Source organism: Aquipseudomonas alcaligenes (assembly GCF_003205495.1).
GTDB classification, from domain to species: domain Bacteria; phylum Pseudomonadota; class Gammaproteobacteria; order Pseudomonadales; family Pseudomonadaceae; genus Aquipseudomonas; species Aquipseudomonas alcaligenes_B.
The window spans coordinates 144,142-162,546 of record NZ_QJRX01000009.1 but is presented as its reverse complement, the minus strand read 5'-3'; the positions used below and the strand labels follow the sequence as shown (position 1 = coordinate 162,546).

General features: G+C 62.4%; 17 protein-coding genes and 1 pseudogene. All 18 read right to left on the bottom strand.

Annotated features, from left to right (window positions below; genetic code table 11):
* Positions 1-86 precede the first annotated feature (86 nt).
* Complete coding sequence (gene fleR, locus DMO17_RS17235) at positions 87-1,523, bottom strand: sigma-54-dependent response regulator transcription factor FleR (protein ID WP_110683708.1); 1,437 nt, start codon at positions 1,521-1,523, stop codon at positions 87-89.
* A 4-nt stretch (positions 1,524-1,527) separates the two neighbouring features.
* Positions 1,528-2,742, bottom strand: a complete 1,215-nt coding sequence (locus DMO17_RS17230; RefSeq protein WP_110683707.1) for a sensor histidine kinase — start codon at positions 2,740-2,742, stop codon at positions 1,528-1,530.
* 158 nt (positions 2,743-2,900) lie between these two features.
* Positions 2,901-4,376, bottom strand: a complete 1,476-nt coding sequence (locus tag DMO17_RS17225; protein WP_110683706.1) for a sigma-54-dependent transcriptional regulator — start codon at positions 4,374-4,376, stop codon at positions 2,901-2,903.
* Positions 4,377-4,570: 194 nt separating this feature from the next.
* The gene (gene fliT / locus DMO17_RS17220; RefSeq protein WP_110683765.1) at positions 4,571-4,867 is read right to left on the bottom strand and encodes a flagellar protein FliT; all 297 of its coding nucleotides are present in this window, start codon (positions 4,865-4,867) and stop codon (positions 4,571-4,573) included.
* A gap of 23 nt (positions 4,868-4,890) precedes the next feature.
* Positions 4,891-5,271 carry a flagellar export chaperone FliS gene (gene fliS / locus DMO17_RS17215; RefSeq protein WP_110683705.1) on the bottom strand — a complete coding sequence of 127 codons (381 nt, stop codon included), beginning with the start codon at positions 5,269-5,271 and terminating at the stop codon, positions 4,891-4,893.
* Between the two features lie 79 nt (positions 5,272-5,350).
* On the bottom strand, positions 5,351-5,746 hold the full coding sequence (gene fliS / locus DMO17_RS17210; protein ID WP_110683704.1) for a flagellar export chaperone FliS: 396 nt from the start codon (positions 5,744-5,746) through the stop codon (positions 5,351-5,353).
* Between the two features lie 2 nt (positions 5,747-5,748).
* Positions 5,749-7,506 carry a flagellar filament capping protein FliD gene (gene fliD, locus DMO17_RS17205; protein WP_110683703.1) on the bottom strand — a complete coding sequence of 586 codons (1,758 nt, stop codon included), beginning with the start codon at positions 7,504-7,506 and terminating at the stop codon, positions 5,749-5,751.
* 76 nt (positions 7,507-7,582) lie between these two features.
* Positions 7,583-7,963: a flagellar protein FlaG gene (locus tag DMO17_RS17200; protein ID WP_110683702.1), complete on the bottom strand. Its 381-nt coding sequence runs from the start codon at positions 7,961-7,963 to the stop codon at positions 7,583-7,585.
* A 72-nt stretch (positions 7,964-8,035) separates the two neighbouring features.
* Positions 8,036-8,791: a flagellin gene (locus DMO17_RS20145; RefSeq protein WP_375538029.1), complete on the bottom strand. Its 756-nt coding sequence runs from the start codon at positions 8,789-8,791 to the stop codon at positions 8,036-8,038.
* Positions 8,774-9,529 (bottom strand): annotated as a pseudogene (locus DMO17_RS20140) (flagellin N-terminal helical domain-containing protein); the annotation flags it as partial. The pseudogene DMO17_RS20140 and the gene DMO17_RS20145, both read right to left, overlap by 18 nt.
* A 268-nt stretch (positions 9,530-9,797) precedes the next feature.
* Positions 9,798-10,544, bottom strand: a complete 747-nt coding sequence (locus DMO17_RS17190; protein WP_110683700.1) for a cephalosporin hydroxylase family protein — start codon at positions 10,542-10,544, stop codon at positions 9,798-9,800.
* Between the two features lie 43 nt (positions 10,545-10,587).
* Positions 10,588-11,388 (bottom strand): NAD-dependent epimerase/dehydratase family protein, encoded by an 801-nt coding sequence (locus tag DMO17_RS17185; RefSeq protein ID WP_181418806.1) that lies wholly within the window; start codon positions 11,386-11,388, stop codon positions 10,588-10,590.
* Positions 11,385-11,876: an acyltransferase gene (locus tag DMO17_RS17180; RefSeq protein WP_110683698.1), complete on the bottom strand. Its 492-nt coding sequence runs from the start codon at positions 11,874-11,876 to the stop codon at positions 11,385-11,387. Before DMO17_RS17180 ends, DMO17_RS17185 begins: the two co-directional genes overlap by 4 nt.
* Before the next feature lie 11 nt (positions 11,877-11,887).
* The gene (locus DMO17_RS17175) at positions 11,888-13,111 is read right to left on the bottom strand and encodes a class I SAM-dependent methyltransferase (protein WP_110683697.1); all 1,224 of its coding nucleotides are present in this window, start codon (positions 13,109-13,111) and stop codon (positions 11,888-11,890) included.
* Entirely contained in the window at positions 13,108-13,668 is a 561-nt protein-coding gene (locus DMO17_RS17170; protein WP_110683696.1) for a dTDP-4-dehydrorhamnose 3,5-epimerase family protein, read from the bottom strand. Before DMO17_RS17170 ends, DMO17_RS17175 begins: the two co-directional genes overlap by 4 nt.
* On the bottom strand, positions 13,665-14,738 hold the full coding sequence (rfbG, locus tag DMO17_RS17165; protein ID WP_375538028.1) for a CDP-glucose 4,6-dehydratase: 1,074 nt from the start codon (positions 14,736-14,738) through the stop codon (positions 13,665-13,667). Before rfbG ends, DMO17_RS17170 begins: the two co-directional genes overlap by 4 nt.
* The gene (gene rfbF / locus DMO17_RS17160; protein ID WP_110683694.1) at positions 14,729-15,502 is read right to left on the bottom strand and encodes a glucose-1-phosphate cytidylyltransferase; all 774 of its coding nucleotides are present in this window, start codon (positions 15,500-15,502) and stop codon (positions 14,729-14,731) included. Before rfbF ends, rfbG begins: the two co-directional genes overlap by 10 nt.
* Complete coding sequence (locus tag DMO17_RS17155) at positions 15,499-18,324, bottom strand: O-linked N-acetylglucosamine transferase family protein (protein ID WP_110683693.1); 2,826 nt, start codon at positions 18,322-18,324, stop codon at positions 15,499-15,501. Before DMO17_RS17155 ends, rfbF begins: the two co-directional genes overlap by 4 nt.
* Between the last annotated feature and the right edge of the window lie 81 nt (positions 18,325-18,405).

The window sequence follows — 18,405 nt, the reverse complement described above, 5'->3', positions numbered from 1 at the left end:
ACCCGCACAGTGGCGGGCCAAGAGGGGAAAAAGTGAGCCTGCGCGGAACGGGATGGGTTGGTCACAGGCCCACCCCATCGCGGCCATCAGCTGGCGTAGAGATAGGCCTCGACGTCCATGCCGGCGTCGCGCATCTGCGCCAGCTTGTAACGCAGGGTGCGCGGGCTGATACCGAGGCGCTCGGCGGCCTCCTTGCGGCGGCCACGCTCGGCGCGCAGGGTATCGATGATCATCTGGAACTCACGGCGGCGCAGATCCTCGCCCAGGGCGCCAGCGCCCTCGGCAACACCGGGCTCTGCGCTTGCTGGCGTACCACTGGCCAGCGGCGCGCCGGCGAGCGGGTTGCTGACCACCAGACTCACGGCTGGCGCGGCGGGCATCGGCGCCATGCCGATGGGCGCGGTCAGGCACAGGTCGTTGGGCTGGATCAGCCCGCCCTGCTGCAGGATCAGGGCGCGCTGGATGGCGTTATCCAGCTCGCGCACGTTGCCCGGCCAGGCATGCGCCACCAGGGCCGCGCGCGCCTGCGGCGAGAGCTGCACGGCGGCATGGTTCATTTTTTTGACGTGCTTGGCCAGCAGGCGCTCGGCCAGCGGCAGAATGTCGGCGGGACGCTCGCGCAGGGCGCGCCAGGCCAGCGGGAACACCGACAGGCGATAGTAGAGGTCCTCGCGGAAACGCCCGGCCGCCACTTCGCCAGCCAGGTCGCGGTTGGTGGTGGCCAGCACGCGGATGTCCAGGCTGATCGGCTTGCGCGCGCCGACCCGCTCCACCTCGCGTTCCTGCAGCACGCGCAGGAGCTTGGCCTGCAGGCTCAGCGGCATCTCGGAGATCTCGTCGAGGAGGATGGTACCGCCGTCGGCCAGCTCGAACTTGCCCGGCTGGGCGGCGATGGCGCCGGTGAAGGCGCCCTTCTCGTGGCCGAATAGAGTGGCCTCGAGCATGTTGTCGGGAATCGCCGCGCAATTGATGGCGATGAAGGGACCGTCGGCACGGGTCGACTGCTGGTGGATATAGCGTGCCAGCACCTCCTTGCCGGTGCCGGACTCGCCGGAGATCAGCACGGTGGAGTCGCTCCTGGCCACCCGCGCGGCCAGCTCCAGCAGCTGCTGGCTGGCCGGCTCGCAGGCCACCGGACCCTCGCCTTCGCCGGCACTGATGCGGCCGAGCGCGTGGCGCGCCACCAGCTCCAGCAGGGTGCGCGGCTCGAACGGCTTGACCAGGTAATCGGCGGCGCCCTGACGCATGGCCTCCACCGCGCGCTCCACGGCGCCGTAGGCGGTCATCAGCAGCACCGGCAGTTGCGGGTAACGTGTGCGGATCAGGCCGAGCAGCTGGTGACCGTCCATGCCGGGCATGTTGACGTCGCTAACCACCAGGCCGAAGGCCTCCTCGCCCAGCGCGGCAAGCGCATCCTCGGCACATTCCACGGCGCGGAAGTCATGCCCGCCGATCATCAGCGTGTCGGCAAGGGCCTCGCGCAGCGCGCGGTCGTCTTCGACCAGCAGAACCTTGGCAGTCATGGGCTTACTCCTGATTATCCGGTTGCGCCGCAGTGATCAGCGGCAATACGAGGGTGGCGCTGGTGCCGCGGCCGACGCGCGAGCGCAGGCGCAGTTCGCCCTGGTGGGCACGCACCACCGCCTTGACCACGGCGAGGCCGAGGCCGGTACCGGTGGTCTTGGTGGTGAAGAACGGCTCGCCGAGGCGCGCCAGGGTGGCGCGGTCGATGCCCGGGCCGTTGTCGCTGACGCACAGGCGCAGGCTGTTGCCGCGCGCATACAGGTGAATCTTCAGGCGCGCCTCGCGGCCACCGGCCTGGATGGCGTTCTCGATCAGGTTGAGCACGGTGCCGACCAGGGTGTCGCGGTTGCACAGCAGTTCGCCCAGACGCGCGTCGCACTGCCAGCGCACCTGCATACCCAGCACATGGGGTTCGGCGGCACCGCGCAGGGCATCGAACAGGTCATTCGGAGCGATGCGATCGGGCAGCGGCAGCTCGCCGCGGGCGAACACCAGCATGTCGCGCACCTGGTGCTCCAGCTCGTGCAGGCGCTCCTTGATGCGCCCGGCGAAGCGCTGCTGCTGCGCGAACGGCAGCTCTTGCTCGGACAGGTGGCTGGCATAGAGCAGTGCGGCGGACAGCGGCGTGCGGATCTGGTGGGCCAGCGAGGCGACCATCCGGCCGAGGGCGGACAGGCGCTCGTGGCGGGCCAGCTGGTCCTGCAGGCGCCGGGTTTCCGTCAGGTCGGTCAACAGCACCAGCTGCCCCGGCTCGCCCTGCAGGGAGCGGGTGGCGATGGACAGGCGGCGCCCGTCCTTGAGGGAAATCTCGTGTCCGTCGTCCTCGCGCGGCGCGAAGTTGCGCGCGATCACCTCGCGCCAGAGCATGCCCACCAGCGGCTTGCCGAGCAGGCTGCGGGCCACCGGGTTGGCTTCGCGCACCACGCCCTGGCCGTCGATGACGATGACACCGCCGGGCAGCAGGTCGAGCAGGCTCTGCAGCCGGTTGGCCAGGCGCTCCTTCTCCGCCAGCTCCTGCATGCGCTGGGCACTGACCAGGGCCAGCTGCCCCTTGAGCTCGTTCACCCGCGCCTCCAGCATGCTGTAGGAACTGCTCAGCTGGGTGGACATCTGATTGAACAGGGCGAAGGCCTGTTCCAGGCTGGCGCGACTGGCCTGCTCGACCGGCGCTGCGGCGCTGCTGTCAGGGATGTCTGGCTGGGGGGCGGCTTGGCTCATGCTCTTCTCTCGGCTGGCGAACCGTCAGCAGACGGTCGGACAGAAGAGTCTTAGCAATCCCCATGCCTAAAAAATAATTCTTTATTTTCAATAACTTAAAAAACAAAACCGGAGCTTGCGTCAAAGCTCCGGCTTAATTGGGCGAGACGAGAGGCCGATCAGTCCTCGTCACTACCCTCCTCGTCGCGACGGCTCATGCCGTACTTGCGCATCTTCTCCACCAGGGTGGTGCGGCGAATGCGCAGGCGTTCGGCGGCACGCGCCACCACGCCACCAGCATCGTCCAGCGCCTGCTGGATCAGGCCCTGCTCGAGGTTGCCCAGGTAGTCCTTCAAGTCCAGGCCTTCCGGCGGCAGCATGGCGGCGTTGGCGATACCCGGCAGGCCGGCACCGATCACCGCACGCTCGTCCAGCTCCTCGCGGATGCTGATGGCCAGCTGCTCGTCCTCGTCGTCGACGTGGCGGAACTTCTTCGGCAACTCGCCGACGCCGATCACGCCGTAGGGGTGCATGATCGCCATGCGCTCGACCAGGTTGGCCAGCTCGCGCACGTTGCCCGGCCAGTCATGGCGGCACAGCGACATGATGGCGGCGGAGTTGAAGCGAATGGAGCCGCGTTTCTCGAACTCCATGCGCGAGATCAGCTCGTTGAGCAGCAGCGGGATGTCTTCCACACGCTCGCGCAGCGGCGCCATCTCGATCGGGAAGACGTTGAGGCGGTAGTAGAGGTCCTCGCGGAAGGTCCCCTCCTCGATCATATTCTCCAGGTTCTTGTGGGTGGCGGCGATGATGCGCACATCCACGCTCTGGGTCTTGTTGCTGCCGACCCGCTCGAAGGTGCGCTCCTGCAGCACGCGCAGCAGCTTGACCTGCATCGGCAGCGGCATGTCGCCAATCTCGTCGAGGAACAGGGTGCCGCCGTTGGCCAGCTCGAAGCGCCCGGCCCGGCTGGTGATGGCGCCGGTGAAAGCGCCCTTCTCGTGGCCGAACAGCTCGCTCTCCAGCAGCTCTGCCGGTATCGCGCCGCAGTTGACCGGCACGAAGGGCGCCTCGCGACGCTTGGAGTGATAGTGCAGGTTGCGCGCCACCACTTCCTTGCCGGTACCGGACTCGCCGAGGATCAGCACGCTGGCCTCGGTGTCGGCCACCTGCTGCATCATCTGGCGTACCTGGTGGATGGCCCGGCTGGTGCCGACCAGGCTGCGGAACAGGTTAGGCTCGCGCTGGCGACCGCGCTCGCGGGCCTGGTCGTACATCTCGCGGTAGACCTGGGCACGGTGCAGGGAGTCGAGCAGCTTGTTGTAGCTGGGCGGCATCTCCAGGCTGGCCAACACGCGGCGGCGCAGGTCCTCGGCCCACTCGGCCGGAGCCGGCTCACCAATCAGCAGCAGCGGCAGGTTCTCGTCCCAGGCGGCGAGCTGCTTGAGCAACTCCAGCGCACCACCCTTGGCGGTCACATCGCCGAGCAGGACGTTGAGCACTTCGCGGCTGGATTCGAGCTTGTCCACCGCCTGGCGCCAGTCGCTGCTGCCACAGGCCAGGTGGTCTTCACCGAGGAAACCGAGAATCACCGCCAGGTCGCGGCGGCGTTCGGCATTGTCATCAATCAGGAGGATCTTGGTTTCACGCCACATCTTGTTCTGTTCTGGCTCGAGGGCTGGGAGAGGGGGTCGCCGAGCGGAATCACAAGCGACAACGGCAATTGGCCACTAGTAAAGTCAAAAATCAGACAAGAGTCAATTTTATGGCGTAGATTTTTCCATGAATCCCGACGGCATCCGCAATAGTCCGTAGATGCCCGGGAAAGCCTCCAGGAAGGAGGCCTGGCTCAGGTGAACAGCTGATAGACCTTGGCGCCCTGCTGCGACTGGTTGAGCTGGACCAGCTCCCCGGCCAGGCGACGCTGCTCGGCCTGGCAGGTGGCGACCAGTTCCCGGTAGAGGTCGAGCAGCTCATGCATGCGCTGCTGCAGCAGCCCCTCGTCGCGCACCGCTTCGACCATGGCCTCTTCCACGGCCTGGCGGCACTGCGCATCCAGCTCACCGATGGCGGTCCAGTCGCGACGCTGCAGGGCATCGCGCAGGGCGCTTCCGGTGGCTTCAAGGAGCTGGACGGACGAACTCATGGTATTCCCCTTCTGCTGGCCCATCAGTGGCTGATGGCATCCCAACCGGACTTGACGTTGCGCAACAGGCCGGCGACCTCGTCGAGGATAGCCGCATCGTTGGTGACATTGGCCTCGACCAGGCGTACCACCATGTATTCATAAAGACGATCCAGGTTGGCGGCCACTTCGCCGCCGCGCTGCAGATCCAGCCCTTCGCGCAGGCCACCGATGATACCAATGGCCTTGCTGATCAGCTCGCCTTTCTGTGCGGCCTGCCCGTGCAGCATGGCGCCCTTGGCCTGGGCCAGACGGGAGAGACCGCCCTCCATCAGCATCTGGATCAGACGATGCGGACTGGCATCGGCTACCTGAGCTTGGGTGTTGACGGTTTGGTACTGCTTGAGGGCCGCCATCGCGTTCATGATCGCTCCGCTGAAATTGCCTGACTACTGTCCTTGTATCGGCAATCCCGGGCGCGGCTTTAGCGGCAAAACGGAAGAATCACTCCGCCGCCGCAGCCGGCTCGACCTCGGGACCGATGGCGTCCCAGGCGGACTTGATCTGGCTGAGCAGCTGCTGTACTTCGTCCAGGCTGCGCGGCGTGTCGTCCAGCGCAACGCCTGCCAGGCGCCGGGTCATGTAGTCGTAGAGCGCATCGAGGTTCTCGGCGATTTCCCCGCCCAGCTGCTTGTCCAGGCTGGACTGCAGCACACCGAGGATGGTGATGGTGCTGCCCACGGCCAGGCCACGGATCTCTATATCCCCTTCCAGTTGAGCCTGGCGTGCCAGCAGAACGCGCTCCAGGGCGCCGTCCAGAAGCATTTGCACGGCACGGTACGGGCTGACTTCCTGAGCGGTCTTGACCTGCTTGTAGGTATCGATGGGTTTCTTGCTCATCATCAATCCTTCTTCACGAAACCGGGCAGACTGGCCAGCTGGTTGGTCAGGCTCTCGCTGGTCTTCTGCAGACGCGCAACCAACTGGTCCATCGCACTGTACTGAGCAACCAGGCGCTCCTGGACCTTGGCGATACGCAGGTCCAGAGCCTCGCGCTGGTCATCGATATTGGACAGGGTACTCTGCAGAGCCTGGGTACGCTGATCAAACACACCGTCTGTCTTGAGATAGGCGCTCACATTCTTCTCGAGCCGCACCATCAGACCATTGTCACCGGTAAAGTAATTGGCAACGGCCTCAAAATCCTTATCGAGCGCGGAACTTAGCTTGGTGTCATCGATTTTCAGGGTGCCGTCTTTCTGGGTCGTGATGCCCAGTTCGGCGAGAGCCCTAGTCCCCTCGCTCCCAGTCATTTTCACCAGTTCGCTACGCAACCCCGAGAGCAGTCCGCGCACAGTCGCATCGCCAACCAAGGCGCCGGTGACCGGATTTTTTCCCTCGCCCACCTGAACCACCGCAGTCTGCTGCGCAGCAGTATTGATCAAGCCGTTGTAGGCATCGACGAACTTCTGGATATTGGTTTTGACCGAGCCCCTGTCGACCCCGATGGTGATATCGACCGTCTTACCTGCAGCCAGGTCTGCACTGCTTTGCACGCCAGCCAGATTGAGGGTGACCCCATCAATGGCCGAGCTTACCGAGTTGCTGCTGCTTTCAACCCTGAGACCATCAACGAACAGGACGGCGGATTGAGCTTTGCTGATAACTCCTGCGGCCCCAGTGGTGGAGTTCGGGCCAGCAGAAGTAGCCGTAACCCCACTTGCCGGATTGAGACTGGTGAGAGCATTGCTGCCACTGCCAACACCGGAAGATGTAGCAGCAGCAGTCAGCGCCGTTCCATTGGTGGAGCTGAGTACCAGGCGAGCGCCCGAAGCATCGGTTTCGATGCTAGCAGAGACACCCTGCCCGGCACCGGCAGTGTTGATTGCGTCGCGAATATCTTCCAGGGAATCGCCATCAGCCACAGCGATATCAAGATCGACGCTGCCAGCCGAAATCGCCAAGTTGCCGGGTTGGAAAGTAGAGGTGGGACCACCGGCAAAGGCGGGAAGAGACAAGCTGGCCGAAGGCTGGAAAGCCTGGGTGGTAAGGGCCACAGTACCAGTGGTGACCCCATCCTCGCTTACCGCCACCTTGATGTCATTACCCTCGCCCGACTTGTTGGAGCTCAGCACCAGACGGGATCCGGATGAGTCGGTAACGATGGTAGCTGTAACCCCTTTATCCTTCCCGGCAGCATTGATGGCATCACGAACACCGGCAAGGCTGTTATTGGCGGACGTGATATCGACTTCAAAATTCGTCGAGCCAGTGGAGATAGTCAGGGTGCCACTGCTGAACCTGGTAGACGCATCAGTGGAAACCGACTGCAAACCAACCTTGCTGCTGGTCGCAAGCTGCTGAACCTGAACACTGTACTTACCCGCCACAGCATCGGCGTCTGCCTTTGCCGTAAGCACACTAGTGCTACTCGACGAAGCGGTACGGTTGGTGAACAACGAGGGCTTGTTAAGATTCTGGATGGCAGTCTGTAGGCCGCTCAGCGATCCCTTGAGGGTCCCCAGAGCAGAGAAGCGCGAGGTGGTGGCCTTCTCCAGGCGATCAAGCTGCTGGGTCTTCGGAGCCCGCTCTGCATTGACCAGTGCGGTCACTATGCTGTCGATATCGATACCCGATCCGACGCCCAGTATTCCAGCCATGTCTCACCTCGCCAAAAATATGACAATCAACGCCTTGCAAGCACTTAACAGTCAAATGTCGTGCCAACCTCGTCTGTCAGGCTTCGGCCTTGAACAGGAGGCTGCGCACCTCGTCCAGGCTTTCTGCCAACTGCAAAGCTTCTTCGGAGGGAATCTGGCGAATCACATCGCCCGAAGATGCATCGGTCACCTTGACCACGACACGCCCGGAACTGTCTTCCACCGAGAAATTGACATTGCGGCGCACCGACTGGACAAACTCCTGAATGGTCGAGACCGCGGATTCGACCTGTTCGCGGGAGACATCCCGAGCCTCGTCGGTAGCTGCCTTTGCCGCCTGCTCGTCGCCGCCGGGGGCGACGTCGATCTGCTGATTGCGCGGCACCTCGGCTGGAGCAGAGCGCCCTGTCACCTGCTGTACCGGATTCAGCGAATTCTTGATTGAGCCGACGTCCATAAATTTCTCCTCACAATGAGGTAGCGGGGAGAAGAGCCAAGCCCTTCTCCCCGCAGTCTAGCGCTTCTGACCTTAGCCGAGCAGACTGAGCACAGCCTGCGGCAGCTGGTTGGCCTGGGCCAGGATTGCGGTACCGGCCTGCTGCAGGATCTGATTCTTGGTCAGTTCCGAGGTTTCGGCAGCGAAGTCGGTGTCGCGGATCCGGCTGCGAGCGGCAGAGGCGTTCTCGGAGATGTTCTGCAGGTTCGAGATGGTGTTCTCGAAGCGGTTCTGCACAGCACCGAGCTGGGCACGCTGGCTGTCGATATTGGACAGTGCACCACTGATCACACCAAGAGCCTTCTGAGCACCGACTTGGGTGCTGATATCCACATCAGCCACTGCGTTCAGCGAGCTGAAACCGTCGGTGCCCAGGTTGGCGGCCAAGCCGGTCAACTGGAAGGCATCCGGAGACTCGACACGTACGCGGCCATCTACACGAGCACCACCGCCAGCGGCAGAGATAGTTCCTGCAGCGCCAAGGGCAGTATCGCCGTCGAAGTTATAGGCAGTGATGGTAGGAGTTGCACCACCACCGGAGAAGCCGTCGATGAGAATCGAGTCGCCCTTGTCATTCACCAGTTCAACACTGGAGCCAAGAGAGCGCGCTGCGATACCGGTGGTACCGGTTTCCTTGTTGATCGCGTCAGCAAGAGCACTCAGATCGGTGAAGTCGGTGACGTTGGCGGAGATCGCGACGCCAGCGGAAGCTGCAGAGTTGTTCGCACCGTACAGGTTGAAAGATACAGTGGCAGCAGCGGTGTTGGAGAAGCCACCCAGACGGGCCACGGTACGAGCGGTAGCGGAAACACCAGTCTCGTCGGAGTCGGCGTTGATTGCCGCAGCGATTTCACGAGCGGAAGAGCCAGTCGCGAAGTCCGCGTTGGCACTGCCCAGCTTGCCAATGACAGCAAAAGTGCTGTCCTGATAGCCCTGGCTGGTTGCGTTCAACGCAGCGAAGGCGCTCGCACCGGCTACTGCAGACTGGGCACTGGTGCCCAAGTCGGTGCGGTTGACACCGATGCGGGTTGCACTGGCTGCACCGATGGAGACGCTGATGGTTTCATAAGCATTGGCGCCAACCTGGAAGCTCTGCGAGCCGAAGGTACCGTCGAGAATCTTGCGCCCACCAAAGCTGGTGGTGTCGGCGATACGGTTCAACTCCTGCTGCAGCTGCGACACTTCGGACTGCAGTGCAGCACGCTCGGTGCCACCGTTGGAACCGTTGGCCGACTGCAGGGCCAGATCACGCATACGCTGGAGAATACCGGTGGACTGCTGCAGAGCACCTTCAGCGGTCTGCGACAGGGAAATACCGTCGTTGGCGTTACGGGTGGCAACGTTCAGGCCGTTGATCTGGCTGGTCAGGCGGTTGGAGATCTGCAGACCAGCCGCGTCATCCTTGGCGCTGTTGATGCGGAAACCGGTGGACAGGCGCTGGAGAGAGGTATCCAGACCCTTGGACGAGGTGTTGAGGTTACGCTGAGTGTTCAGCGAAGCGACGTTTGTGTTGACTGTCAGGGCCATGGTATTTGCCTCCAAAGGACCGTACTAACTGGTTGTCTGAGCTTGCGAGCTTCGGGCCTGCTTGCTCAGACGCCCCATAAAGTTCGCATTCGGTCTTTGTATCGGCGCTGTCTGGGGCAACTTTAGGTGGATTGAGCAAGAAAAAATCAATTTTTTTTCCGAAGCTCAATCAACAATTTACGTCTCCCAAGAAAATGAAGGTGGGAAAATACGAGAAAATTGACGCGCTACCAGTATGGTTTTCGGCAGCACGTCAGGGCTTTTGAGATCAATCGAGGCGCTTGAGGAACCCCTCAGGGCAGACGGTAAGCAGTAGCTTGCTCTCAAAGTCACGGTCGATGGCGAACTCAGGGTGCATTGGCAACCACTTGTGCACTGCAGTTTTCGGGTTGTCGCCAACATTCCACGGTCGATCGGCAAAGAAGTCCTTGGGCAAATCCTCCACTACCGAGTCGAAGACAACCAGGTAGCTGCCCTTGGTCACCAGTTCCGCATAGGCAGCCAACTCGGCTAACACATGCTCCTCGGTGTGGTTGGAGTCCAGGCACACCATCACTCGTTGCTTGCCCGCTACCCGGGCACGCACCTGCTCGACCACCTCGGCGCTGGTGGAGGAACCCTGGATCAGGTGCAAGCGCTTGCTCATCGGGTGGTCCTCAATAGCCTTGCGGTTATGTGCTCGGATATCAATGTCGATGCCAACCACCTCGCCCTCGCCCAGCAGCTCCAGCAGCGAGGCGTAGAATAGCAACGAGCCGCCGTGAGCCACACCGGTCTCGATTATGACCTGGGGTTTCACCTGCCAGATCAGCTCCTGCATGGCCATCATGTCCACTGGGGTCTGGATGATTGGGCGGCCCATCCAGCTAAAGTTGTACATGTACTTCTGTTCGAAGGCTCGGCGCATCCAGGCACGCGACTGCGCTTGCCAGGCCGCATCCTGCGGGTAGGTGGCAATCCGCTCGGCTTTCTCTTGTTCGAAGGCTTGGATCGGATCAGGATTGGATGCAGTCATGACAAACCTCTTGAATTTAGGGAGTGAACCACAGGATCGATCTTCATCGCCCAAGCAGCTCCGGCAGATCCACCAGCAGACTGCGAGGCTGCCAGGCAAAAGCCCGACTGATACGAGATATATCTATGCGCGGAAAGCGCCGGCAGACACCATCCTCGGCAAAGCGCACCCGAGCGCCGGTCAGCACCTGTAGACGCTCGGCAAGCTCGCGATGAGACAGATTGATACCGCTAGCCAGATTGTAGAGGCGTGAATCGCCGTGCTCGGAGATACGCGGAATTAGCTCGATCACGTCGCGCAGCGACACGTAGTCCTTGGTCGACTCCGCCGCCTCTCCAATCGTCACCTCGCCCTCGCGCAGCAGCTCCGCCAGTACCATCTGCAGAAAAGTATGCGGGCTCTGCCCGACTCCGTAGACATTACTCAGACGTACCACACGCACAGCCGGGTGGTTTTGGGCCAGACACATCGACTCTCCGAGCAGCTTGGACAAATCGTAGAGCCCGTCGAGAGTTGGTCGCTGCGGCAGGTCCATGTCTTCCTGAGCCAGCTGATCAGCCGAAAGGCCGCCATAGACGCGTGTCGACGAGAGATAGAGGAAGGATTCGAAGCTCGCCTCACGCAGTACTCGCGCCAGCAAGCCGACGTGGGCATCCACCGCATCCAACGGACGTTGGCGGAAATCACCGGTCAGGCCGACGGCGTAGATCAGATGCCCGTGTGCCTGCCCGGCCAAACTGACATCCCGCGCGGGCGTCAGCACCTGATGGCCGGAAGCCCTCAGGTGCGCAACCAAGTGCCGGCCGATGAAGCCGCCCGCACCCAGGACGGTGAATCGACTCACGTGCGCCACCCCAAGAGCTGTAGTGGATTACCCGCATTAATGCTGTAGGCCGGCACCTCACCACGCACCAGCGACATGGCGCCGATCACGCAGCCCTTGCGCAGGATGGCGCCATCGAGAATTACGCAACCGGCACCGATCCAGACGTCGTCCTCAATAAGGATGCCGCCCTTGCTCGGCCGAAAGCGTTGCTCGCGAATCAGTTTCTCACGCGCACTGAACTCGTGGTTCACCGGCGCGAACACACAGTTGGCGGCGATGGCCACATCATTGCCGATCAGGATGCCGTTGCCGGTGTACAACACACAGCAGGAGTTGATGGTCGTACGCTCGCCGATCAGCACATCGCCAGCGCCCCCCGCTGGCTTGAATTTGACGAAACTGTCGACCACCGAACCGGCGCCGATTTGGATGAGCGTCCCGCGCGTGGAGTCCTCGATATCGGCCATGGGCGAGATACGGGCCTCGGGGTGTATGGAAAGTGTCATGAGCTGCCTCCTCAGAGCACCTGAAGCGTCGGTACGGCCACCACGAAGCGCGCGCCCCACTCACTGATCTGCGCCTGTTGCGCTGTGACCTCGGGCAGCAGGTTCCACGGCAGCACTAGCACGTAATCTGGCCTCTCGGCAGCGATGCGCGCAGGCGAAACTATGGGAATGCGGCTGCCCGGCAGGAACTTGCCCTGCTTGTGCGGGTTGGCGTCGGCCACCCAGGCCAGCAGGTCGCCACGCACCCCGGCGTAGTTGAGCAATGTGTTGCCCTTGGCCGCCGCGCCATAGCCCACCACCTTCTTGCCTTCGGCCTTGGCCTTGAGCAGGAAACGCAGCAACTCGTGCTTGATGCGCTCGGCAGCGGGCGCCAGGCTCGAGTAATAAGCGGCAGTCCTCACTCCGCTCGCCTCCTCCCGTGCCAGCAGCTCGCCGACGGCGGCGGCCATCTGGCGCCCCCCCTCGGCACGCTGCACGAAGACCCGCAACGAGCCGCCATGGGTCGGCAACTCCTCGACATCGAACACGGCCAGGCCGTTGCGCTCACAGAGCGCCTGCACTGCGGTCAGCGACAGGTAGGAGTAGTGTTCGTGGTAGAGGGTGTCGAACTGGTGCTCGGCCATCAGCCGCAGCAGATGGGGAAACTCGAAGGTGGCCACGCCGGTCGGCTTGAGCAGCGCGACGAAGCCCCTGAGGAAGTCGTTGATGTCCGGCACATGGGCCAGCACGTTATTGGCCGCCATCAGGTCGGCGCTCCAGCCCTCTTCCGCCAGTTGACGACCAACGGCCTCGCCGAAGAACAGCTCGCGGATCTCCAGTCCCTTGTCGCGCGCCGCCCGCGCGGTGCTGGCGGTCGGTTCGATGCCCAGGCAGGGAATCCCACGTTTGGCCACATATTGCAGCAGGTAGCCGTCGTTGGCGGCGATCTCCACCACCCGGCTCTGCGCGTTCAGGCCGAAGCGCTCAGTCATGCTGGCGACGTAGCGCTCGGCATGGGCCAGCCAGCTGCTGGAGAAAGAGCTGAAGTAGGCGTAGTCGGCATCAAACAGGCTGTCGGCAGCACGGTAGTCCTCAGTCTGCACCAGCCAGCACGAGTCGCATACCTGCACCCGTAGCGGCACCCACTGCTCGGCCTGGTCGAGTTGCGCGGCGCTGACGTAGGCGTTGGACGGCGGCGCCGTGCCCAGGTCGATCAACGGCAGGTGCAGGTGCGCACCACAGCCACGGCAGTTCATAGACGTACTCCCTGAAAACTCTCATCCAGCAACGGATGGCCGGCATCGCGGGCCGACAGGTTCTTGAATGGCAGCGGCCAGTCGATGGCGAGAAGCGGGTCGCCGACAGACAGACCGCCTTCGTGGCCCGGGGTGTAGTCGGCGCTGTGCAGGTAGAGCAGCTCGGCATCGTCGCTGAGGGCCTGGAAGCCGTGGGCGAAGCCTGGAGGCAGCAGCAGGCTGCGGCCGTCGCCTTCTTCCAGGCGTTCGGCGTGCCAGCGCAGGAAGGTCGGCGAGCCCTGCCGCAGGTCCACCGCCACGTCCCAGACCACACCGCGCAGGCAGCTGATCAGCTTGCTCTCGGCATGCGGCGGGTACTGGAAGTGCAGGCCGCGCACGGTGCCGCGCTCGCGGGTCAGCGACTGGTTGATCTGGCGCACATGGAAGGGCTGGCCGGACAGCTGCAGGCTGCCCTCGCAATACAGGCGGGCAAAACGCCCACGCTCGTCCTGGTGCACGCGGTGCTGCAGGGCGAACAGGCCGGGCAGCGGCAGCTCGACCAGCTGCAGTTCGCTCACGCCTGCCCCCAGTAGTCGGCCAGCTGGGCCAGGGTCACGGCACGCATGTCGTCGCCGCGCTGCCAGGCCAGGTGCCAATCGAGGGTTCGCTCCAGGCACTCGTCCAGCGCCCAGCGCGGCTGCCAGCCGAGCAGCTGGCGCGCGCGACTGCTGTCCAGGCGCAGCAGGCCGGCCTCGTGCAACTCGCTGGGCTCGATCTTCAGCCCTGGCGCCTGCGGCCAGCGCGCGGCCAGGCGCGCCACTACCTCACCGACATTGCAGGTATCGCTGTCGGCCGGGCCGAAGTTCCAGGCGCCGGCCACAGCCGGCCCCTGCTCGTACAGGCCCTGGGCCAGCTGCAGGTAGCCCGCCAGCGGCGCCAGGGCGTGCTGCCAGGGGCGCACCGCCTGCGGGTAGCGCAGGGTCACCGGCTCGCCGCGCGCCCAGGCGGCCAACACGTCCGGCACCAGGCGGTCGGCGGAGAAATCGCCACCACCCAGCACATTGCCGGCCCGTGCGGTGGCCAGAGCCAGGCCGTGTTCGGCATGATGGGAAACGGGGAAATAGGAGGCGGCGAAGGACTGCGCCAGCAGCTCGCAGCAGGCCTTGCTACTGCTGTAGGGGTCGTGACCGCCGAGTGGCTCGTTCTCCCGGTAGGGCCAAGCCCATTCGTTATTGGCGTAGACCTTGTCGGTGGTCACCACCACGCAGGCCTTCACGCCACCGACCTGGCGCACCGCCTCGAGCAGATGCAGCGTACCCATCACGTTGCTCGCGTAGGTACCCAGGGGGTCACGGTAGCCCTCGCGCACCAGCGGCTGAGCCGCCAGGTGCAGGACGATCTCCGGCTTCACCTCGGCCACCAGTGCCTGCAGGGCGGCCAAGTCACGCAGGTCGCCGATGCGACTGTCGATGCCCTCGCCCACCCGTGCCAGTTCGAACAGGCTGGGATCGGTCGAGGGCTCCAGGGCGAAGCCGGTCACTTGGGCTCCCCAACTCTGCAGCCAGAGCGCCAGCCAACCGCCCTTGAAGCCCGTGTGGCCGGTCAGCAGGACGCGCTTGCCGCGCCAGAACTCGTGGCTCAGCTCCACTGTTTCCAAGGCGCCTCCCCGCTCTGCCACAACTGCTCCAGGTAGTTCTTGTCGCGCAGGGTATCCATCGGGTGCCAGAAGCCCTCATGCTGGTAGGCCATCAACTGACCCTCGCCAGCCAGCTGGGCCAGAGGCTCTACTTCCCAGGAAGTGGAATCATCCGCGATACAGAGCAGCACCTTCGGTGACAGCACGAAGAAGCCTCCGTTGATCCAGCCGCCGTCACCACGTGGCTTCTCGACGAAACCGGTCACCTGGTCACCTTCACGGGCCAGGGCACCGTAGCGTCCCGGCGGCTGCACGGCGGTCACGGTGGCGTGCTTGCCATGCCGCTTGTGGAAGGCCACCAGGGCGCTGATATCCAGGTCGGATACACCGTCGCCGTAGGTGAAACAGAAAGCCTCCTCCTGCTCCAGAAAGCGCCCGACCCGGCGCAGGCGTCCGCCAGTCATGGTGTCCTCGCCAGTGTCGACCAGGGTCACGCGCCAGGGCTCGCTGTAGTTCTGGTGTACCTCCATCTGGTTGTTGCGCATGTCGAAGGTGACATCGGAGGTGTGCAGGAAATAGTTGGCGAAAAAGTCCTTGATCGCGTAGCCCTTGTAGCCCAGGCAGATGACGAAGTCCTGGATGCCATGGGCCGAATACTGCTTCATGATGTGCCAGAGAATCGGCTTGCCGCCAATCTCGATCATCGGTTTGGGCTTGAGGTGAGACTCCTCACTGATGCGGGTACCCAGACCACCGGCCAGAATCACTGCTTTCACTGTGGTTCTCCTTGCTCACAGAAGTGCTGCCACATGCCGCGATAGGCTTCTTCAACGCAGGTAGCGAAGTCAGCACCATCGCACAAAGGCGACGCCTGCATGGCCTGGCGAAGGCCCAGGCGAATCTTTTCAAGGGCATCCAGGTCGCTGGCAAGCATTACGGCCTTGTCGATGTATTCCGCCTCCGAATTGGCAATCCACTCCTCGCGCCCCAAACCTCGCAATATGGTTGCACCGAGTCGCCCCATGGAAGGACGGTCACGCAGGGTGATAAAGGGTAATCCCATCCATAGGCTGTCAAACAACGTTGTACCGGAGTTGTGCGGAAAGCAGTCGAGTGCAATGTCCATGCTGTCCAGTATTGGCCAGGGAGGCGAGGTACAGCCCATGTCCAGACGCTCTTTCTCCACGCCATGTTTGGCAAACTCAGCAGCGAAGTGCTCGCGCAGACCACTGTCGAGAAATGGTCCACTGTTGATTATCAGCTTGGAGCCCGGTACCCGATTGAGAATTTCCGCCCACACACGGATAACCTTGTAGTTGAGGCGTATCGGTCGAGTCAGGGTACCGAAGGTGATGTATCCGTTGCGCTTGGCTGGCAGAGGACTGACCGCTGTGACATTTGGCGGCGTATACGCAAAGGACGGCGAGCGCACCCTCCAGGGCTTTTCGGTGAAGGCCACCTCGTGACCATAAGGAATCGTCTCAGCGTCGGTCAGGTAGTAGTCCATGCTGGTAAGGCCAGTGGTATAGCCGAAGCCCAGCCAAGTGACTTGAACTGGCGCTGGTTTTAGAGCAAATACCGCTAACCGGTTATTGGCAGTATGGCCAGCTAGATCCACGAGGATGTCTATCTCATCAGTGCGGATCAGCTCCGCAAGAGCCTCATCAGCCATTCCCACAGTGCGTCTCCAATGATCCACGAACCCTTTCATGCGCTCGCTGATCTCGTCTTCGCACCGGACCTCTGAATATGCGAACACTTCGAAGCGGTTGTGGTCGTGATGCTCTAGCAAAGGCTGGATAAAAATGGCGCACGAGTGCTTGCGGAAGTCCGGCGACACGTACCCCACCCGCAGGCGCCGCTGAGCTGTACGGTCGTTGGCGTAATTGAAGTAGCGCCGAGCAGGGAAGAAACGCTCCGCCTGATCACGATATATCTGGAAGATACGCTCGATTGGCCAGTCTGGATGATAGTTTGCTGCAAACAGCAGGTTCGAGCGCGCCTTCTCGATAGTCTGGCTAAGCGGTAAGAGAGTGTTGATTGACTCGTCCAAACGCACGAAATTGGCCAAGGCAACGCCATAGTTAGCGCGGGCATCCGGCGCTTGTGGATCAAGTTGCAGAGCCTTTTCGTAACAAGCAATGCTCTCGCTGATACGCTGTCCCGCCCCCAGGATGTTCCCCAGGTTGTTCCATAGTGATGCGATGTCGCCATTGAGGCGGATAGCCTGGCGAATTACCTGCTCCGCCTCGCTCAACTCACCAGCGTCCAGGTAAGTATTAGCCAGATTGTTCCATGGAAACGGAATATCCGGGGTGATGGCAACTGCTCGCATAAAGCAGCCTTCGGACTCCTGCTGGCGACCGATACTGTGATAGAGCATACCGAGCAGGTTCCACCCCTGACCAAAGCTCGGTTTGAGCTGTAGGCCACGCAACATGAACTGCTGAGCCTCAGCCAGATTCCCAGCCTGCTGGCGGCAATGGCCCAACCAGCAGAGGGCTTCTGCATGTTCGGGGTTGCGCGCTAGGGTCTCTTCAAAATAAGGCTGCGACTGAAGTGGCGGAAGCCCCATGGCCACCATCGCATAACCCAACCGAAACCAAGCCTCGGCATTCTCAGGGTTTCGCTGCACCCACTCTTCCAGAGCGGCCAAAGCATCACCGCCACGCCCCTGTTCACGCAGCAGCTCGCTGAGTCGCTCCCAGCCCATACGGCATGAGGGGGTGCGGCGCACCAGCTCGCGCAACTCGCTCTCTGCAGCGGCAACTTGGCCATGGCGAATATGACATACAGCCAACACCAGACGCGCCCGCCAGCCATTCGGGTCCAAAGCTAGCGAGCGAAGCGCCAACTTCTCGGACGTTTTCAGGTCATGATCATCAAGGCTCAGATCGGCAAGTGCCGCCAAGACTTCAGCGTCTTCACCCTTATAGCGATAGCACGCCAGCAAGAGCGGCTTCGACTGGTGGCGTTGCCCTAACTTATAACGAGCCAAAGCCTCGGAGCGTTGAGTCTCGGGCGTGGACTGCCCCAACTCGGCGAGAACGGCCAACACACGGGCCCAGTCCTCAGAGGTCTCTGCATCTAACAGCTGCTGCTGCCAGGCATTCTGGGTGGTCTTGGCTAGACAGCATTTCTTATACTTCAAGCCACTGCCGCATGGGCAAGGCTCATTCCGCCCCGGCTGTTCCCCGCTCGACTGATTAAGCGCTTCCAGGGCCTGCCGCATGCGATCCACCAAAGACAGCAAGTGGAGAATACTAGGATCGTTGGGAGATAGACTCAGGGCCTGAGTGAAGGCGGCAGCTGCAGCATCCCAGGCCTTCAGTTGCAGATAGGCCTTGCCTAGATTTACCGCATGTTCAGCTTGATATGGTTGCAGTTCGAGGAGTTGCTCGAAGCAACGCACAGCAGTGGCGGTATCCTGACTGGCTAAAGCGGCTTCGCCCAGCCAACCCCAAGCCCCGACATCCGAGGGATCCAGGTAAATCAGTTTCTCGCAGCTGTTGCGCGTACGACCGTAGTCCCCCTCCTCGAACCCCAAACGCGCCTGGTCGCGGAAGAAGCCTATCAGCCAGTCGTTGTTTTCCGTCATGCTCTATTCCGCCAACAATCCAGCATCAAACCAGTACTGCCGAGAAGGTTAGCAATTAGCGAGCCACCGGCATAAGGCGCA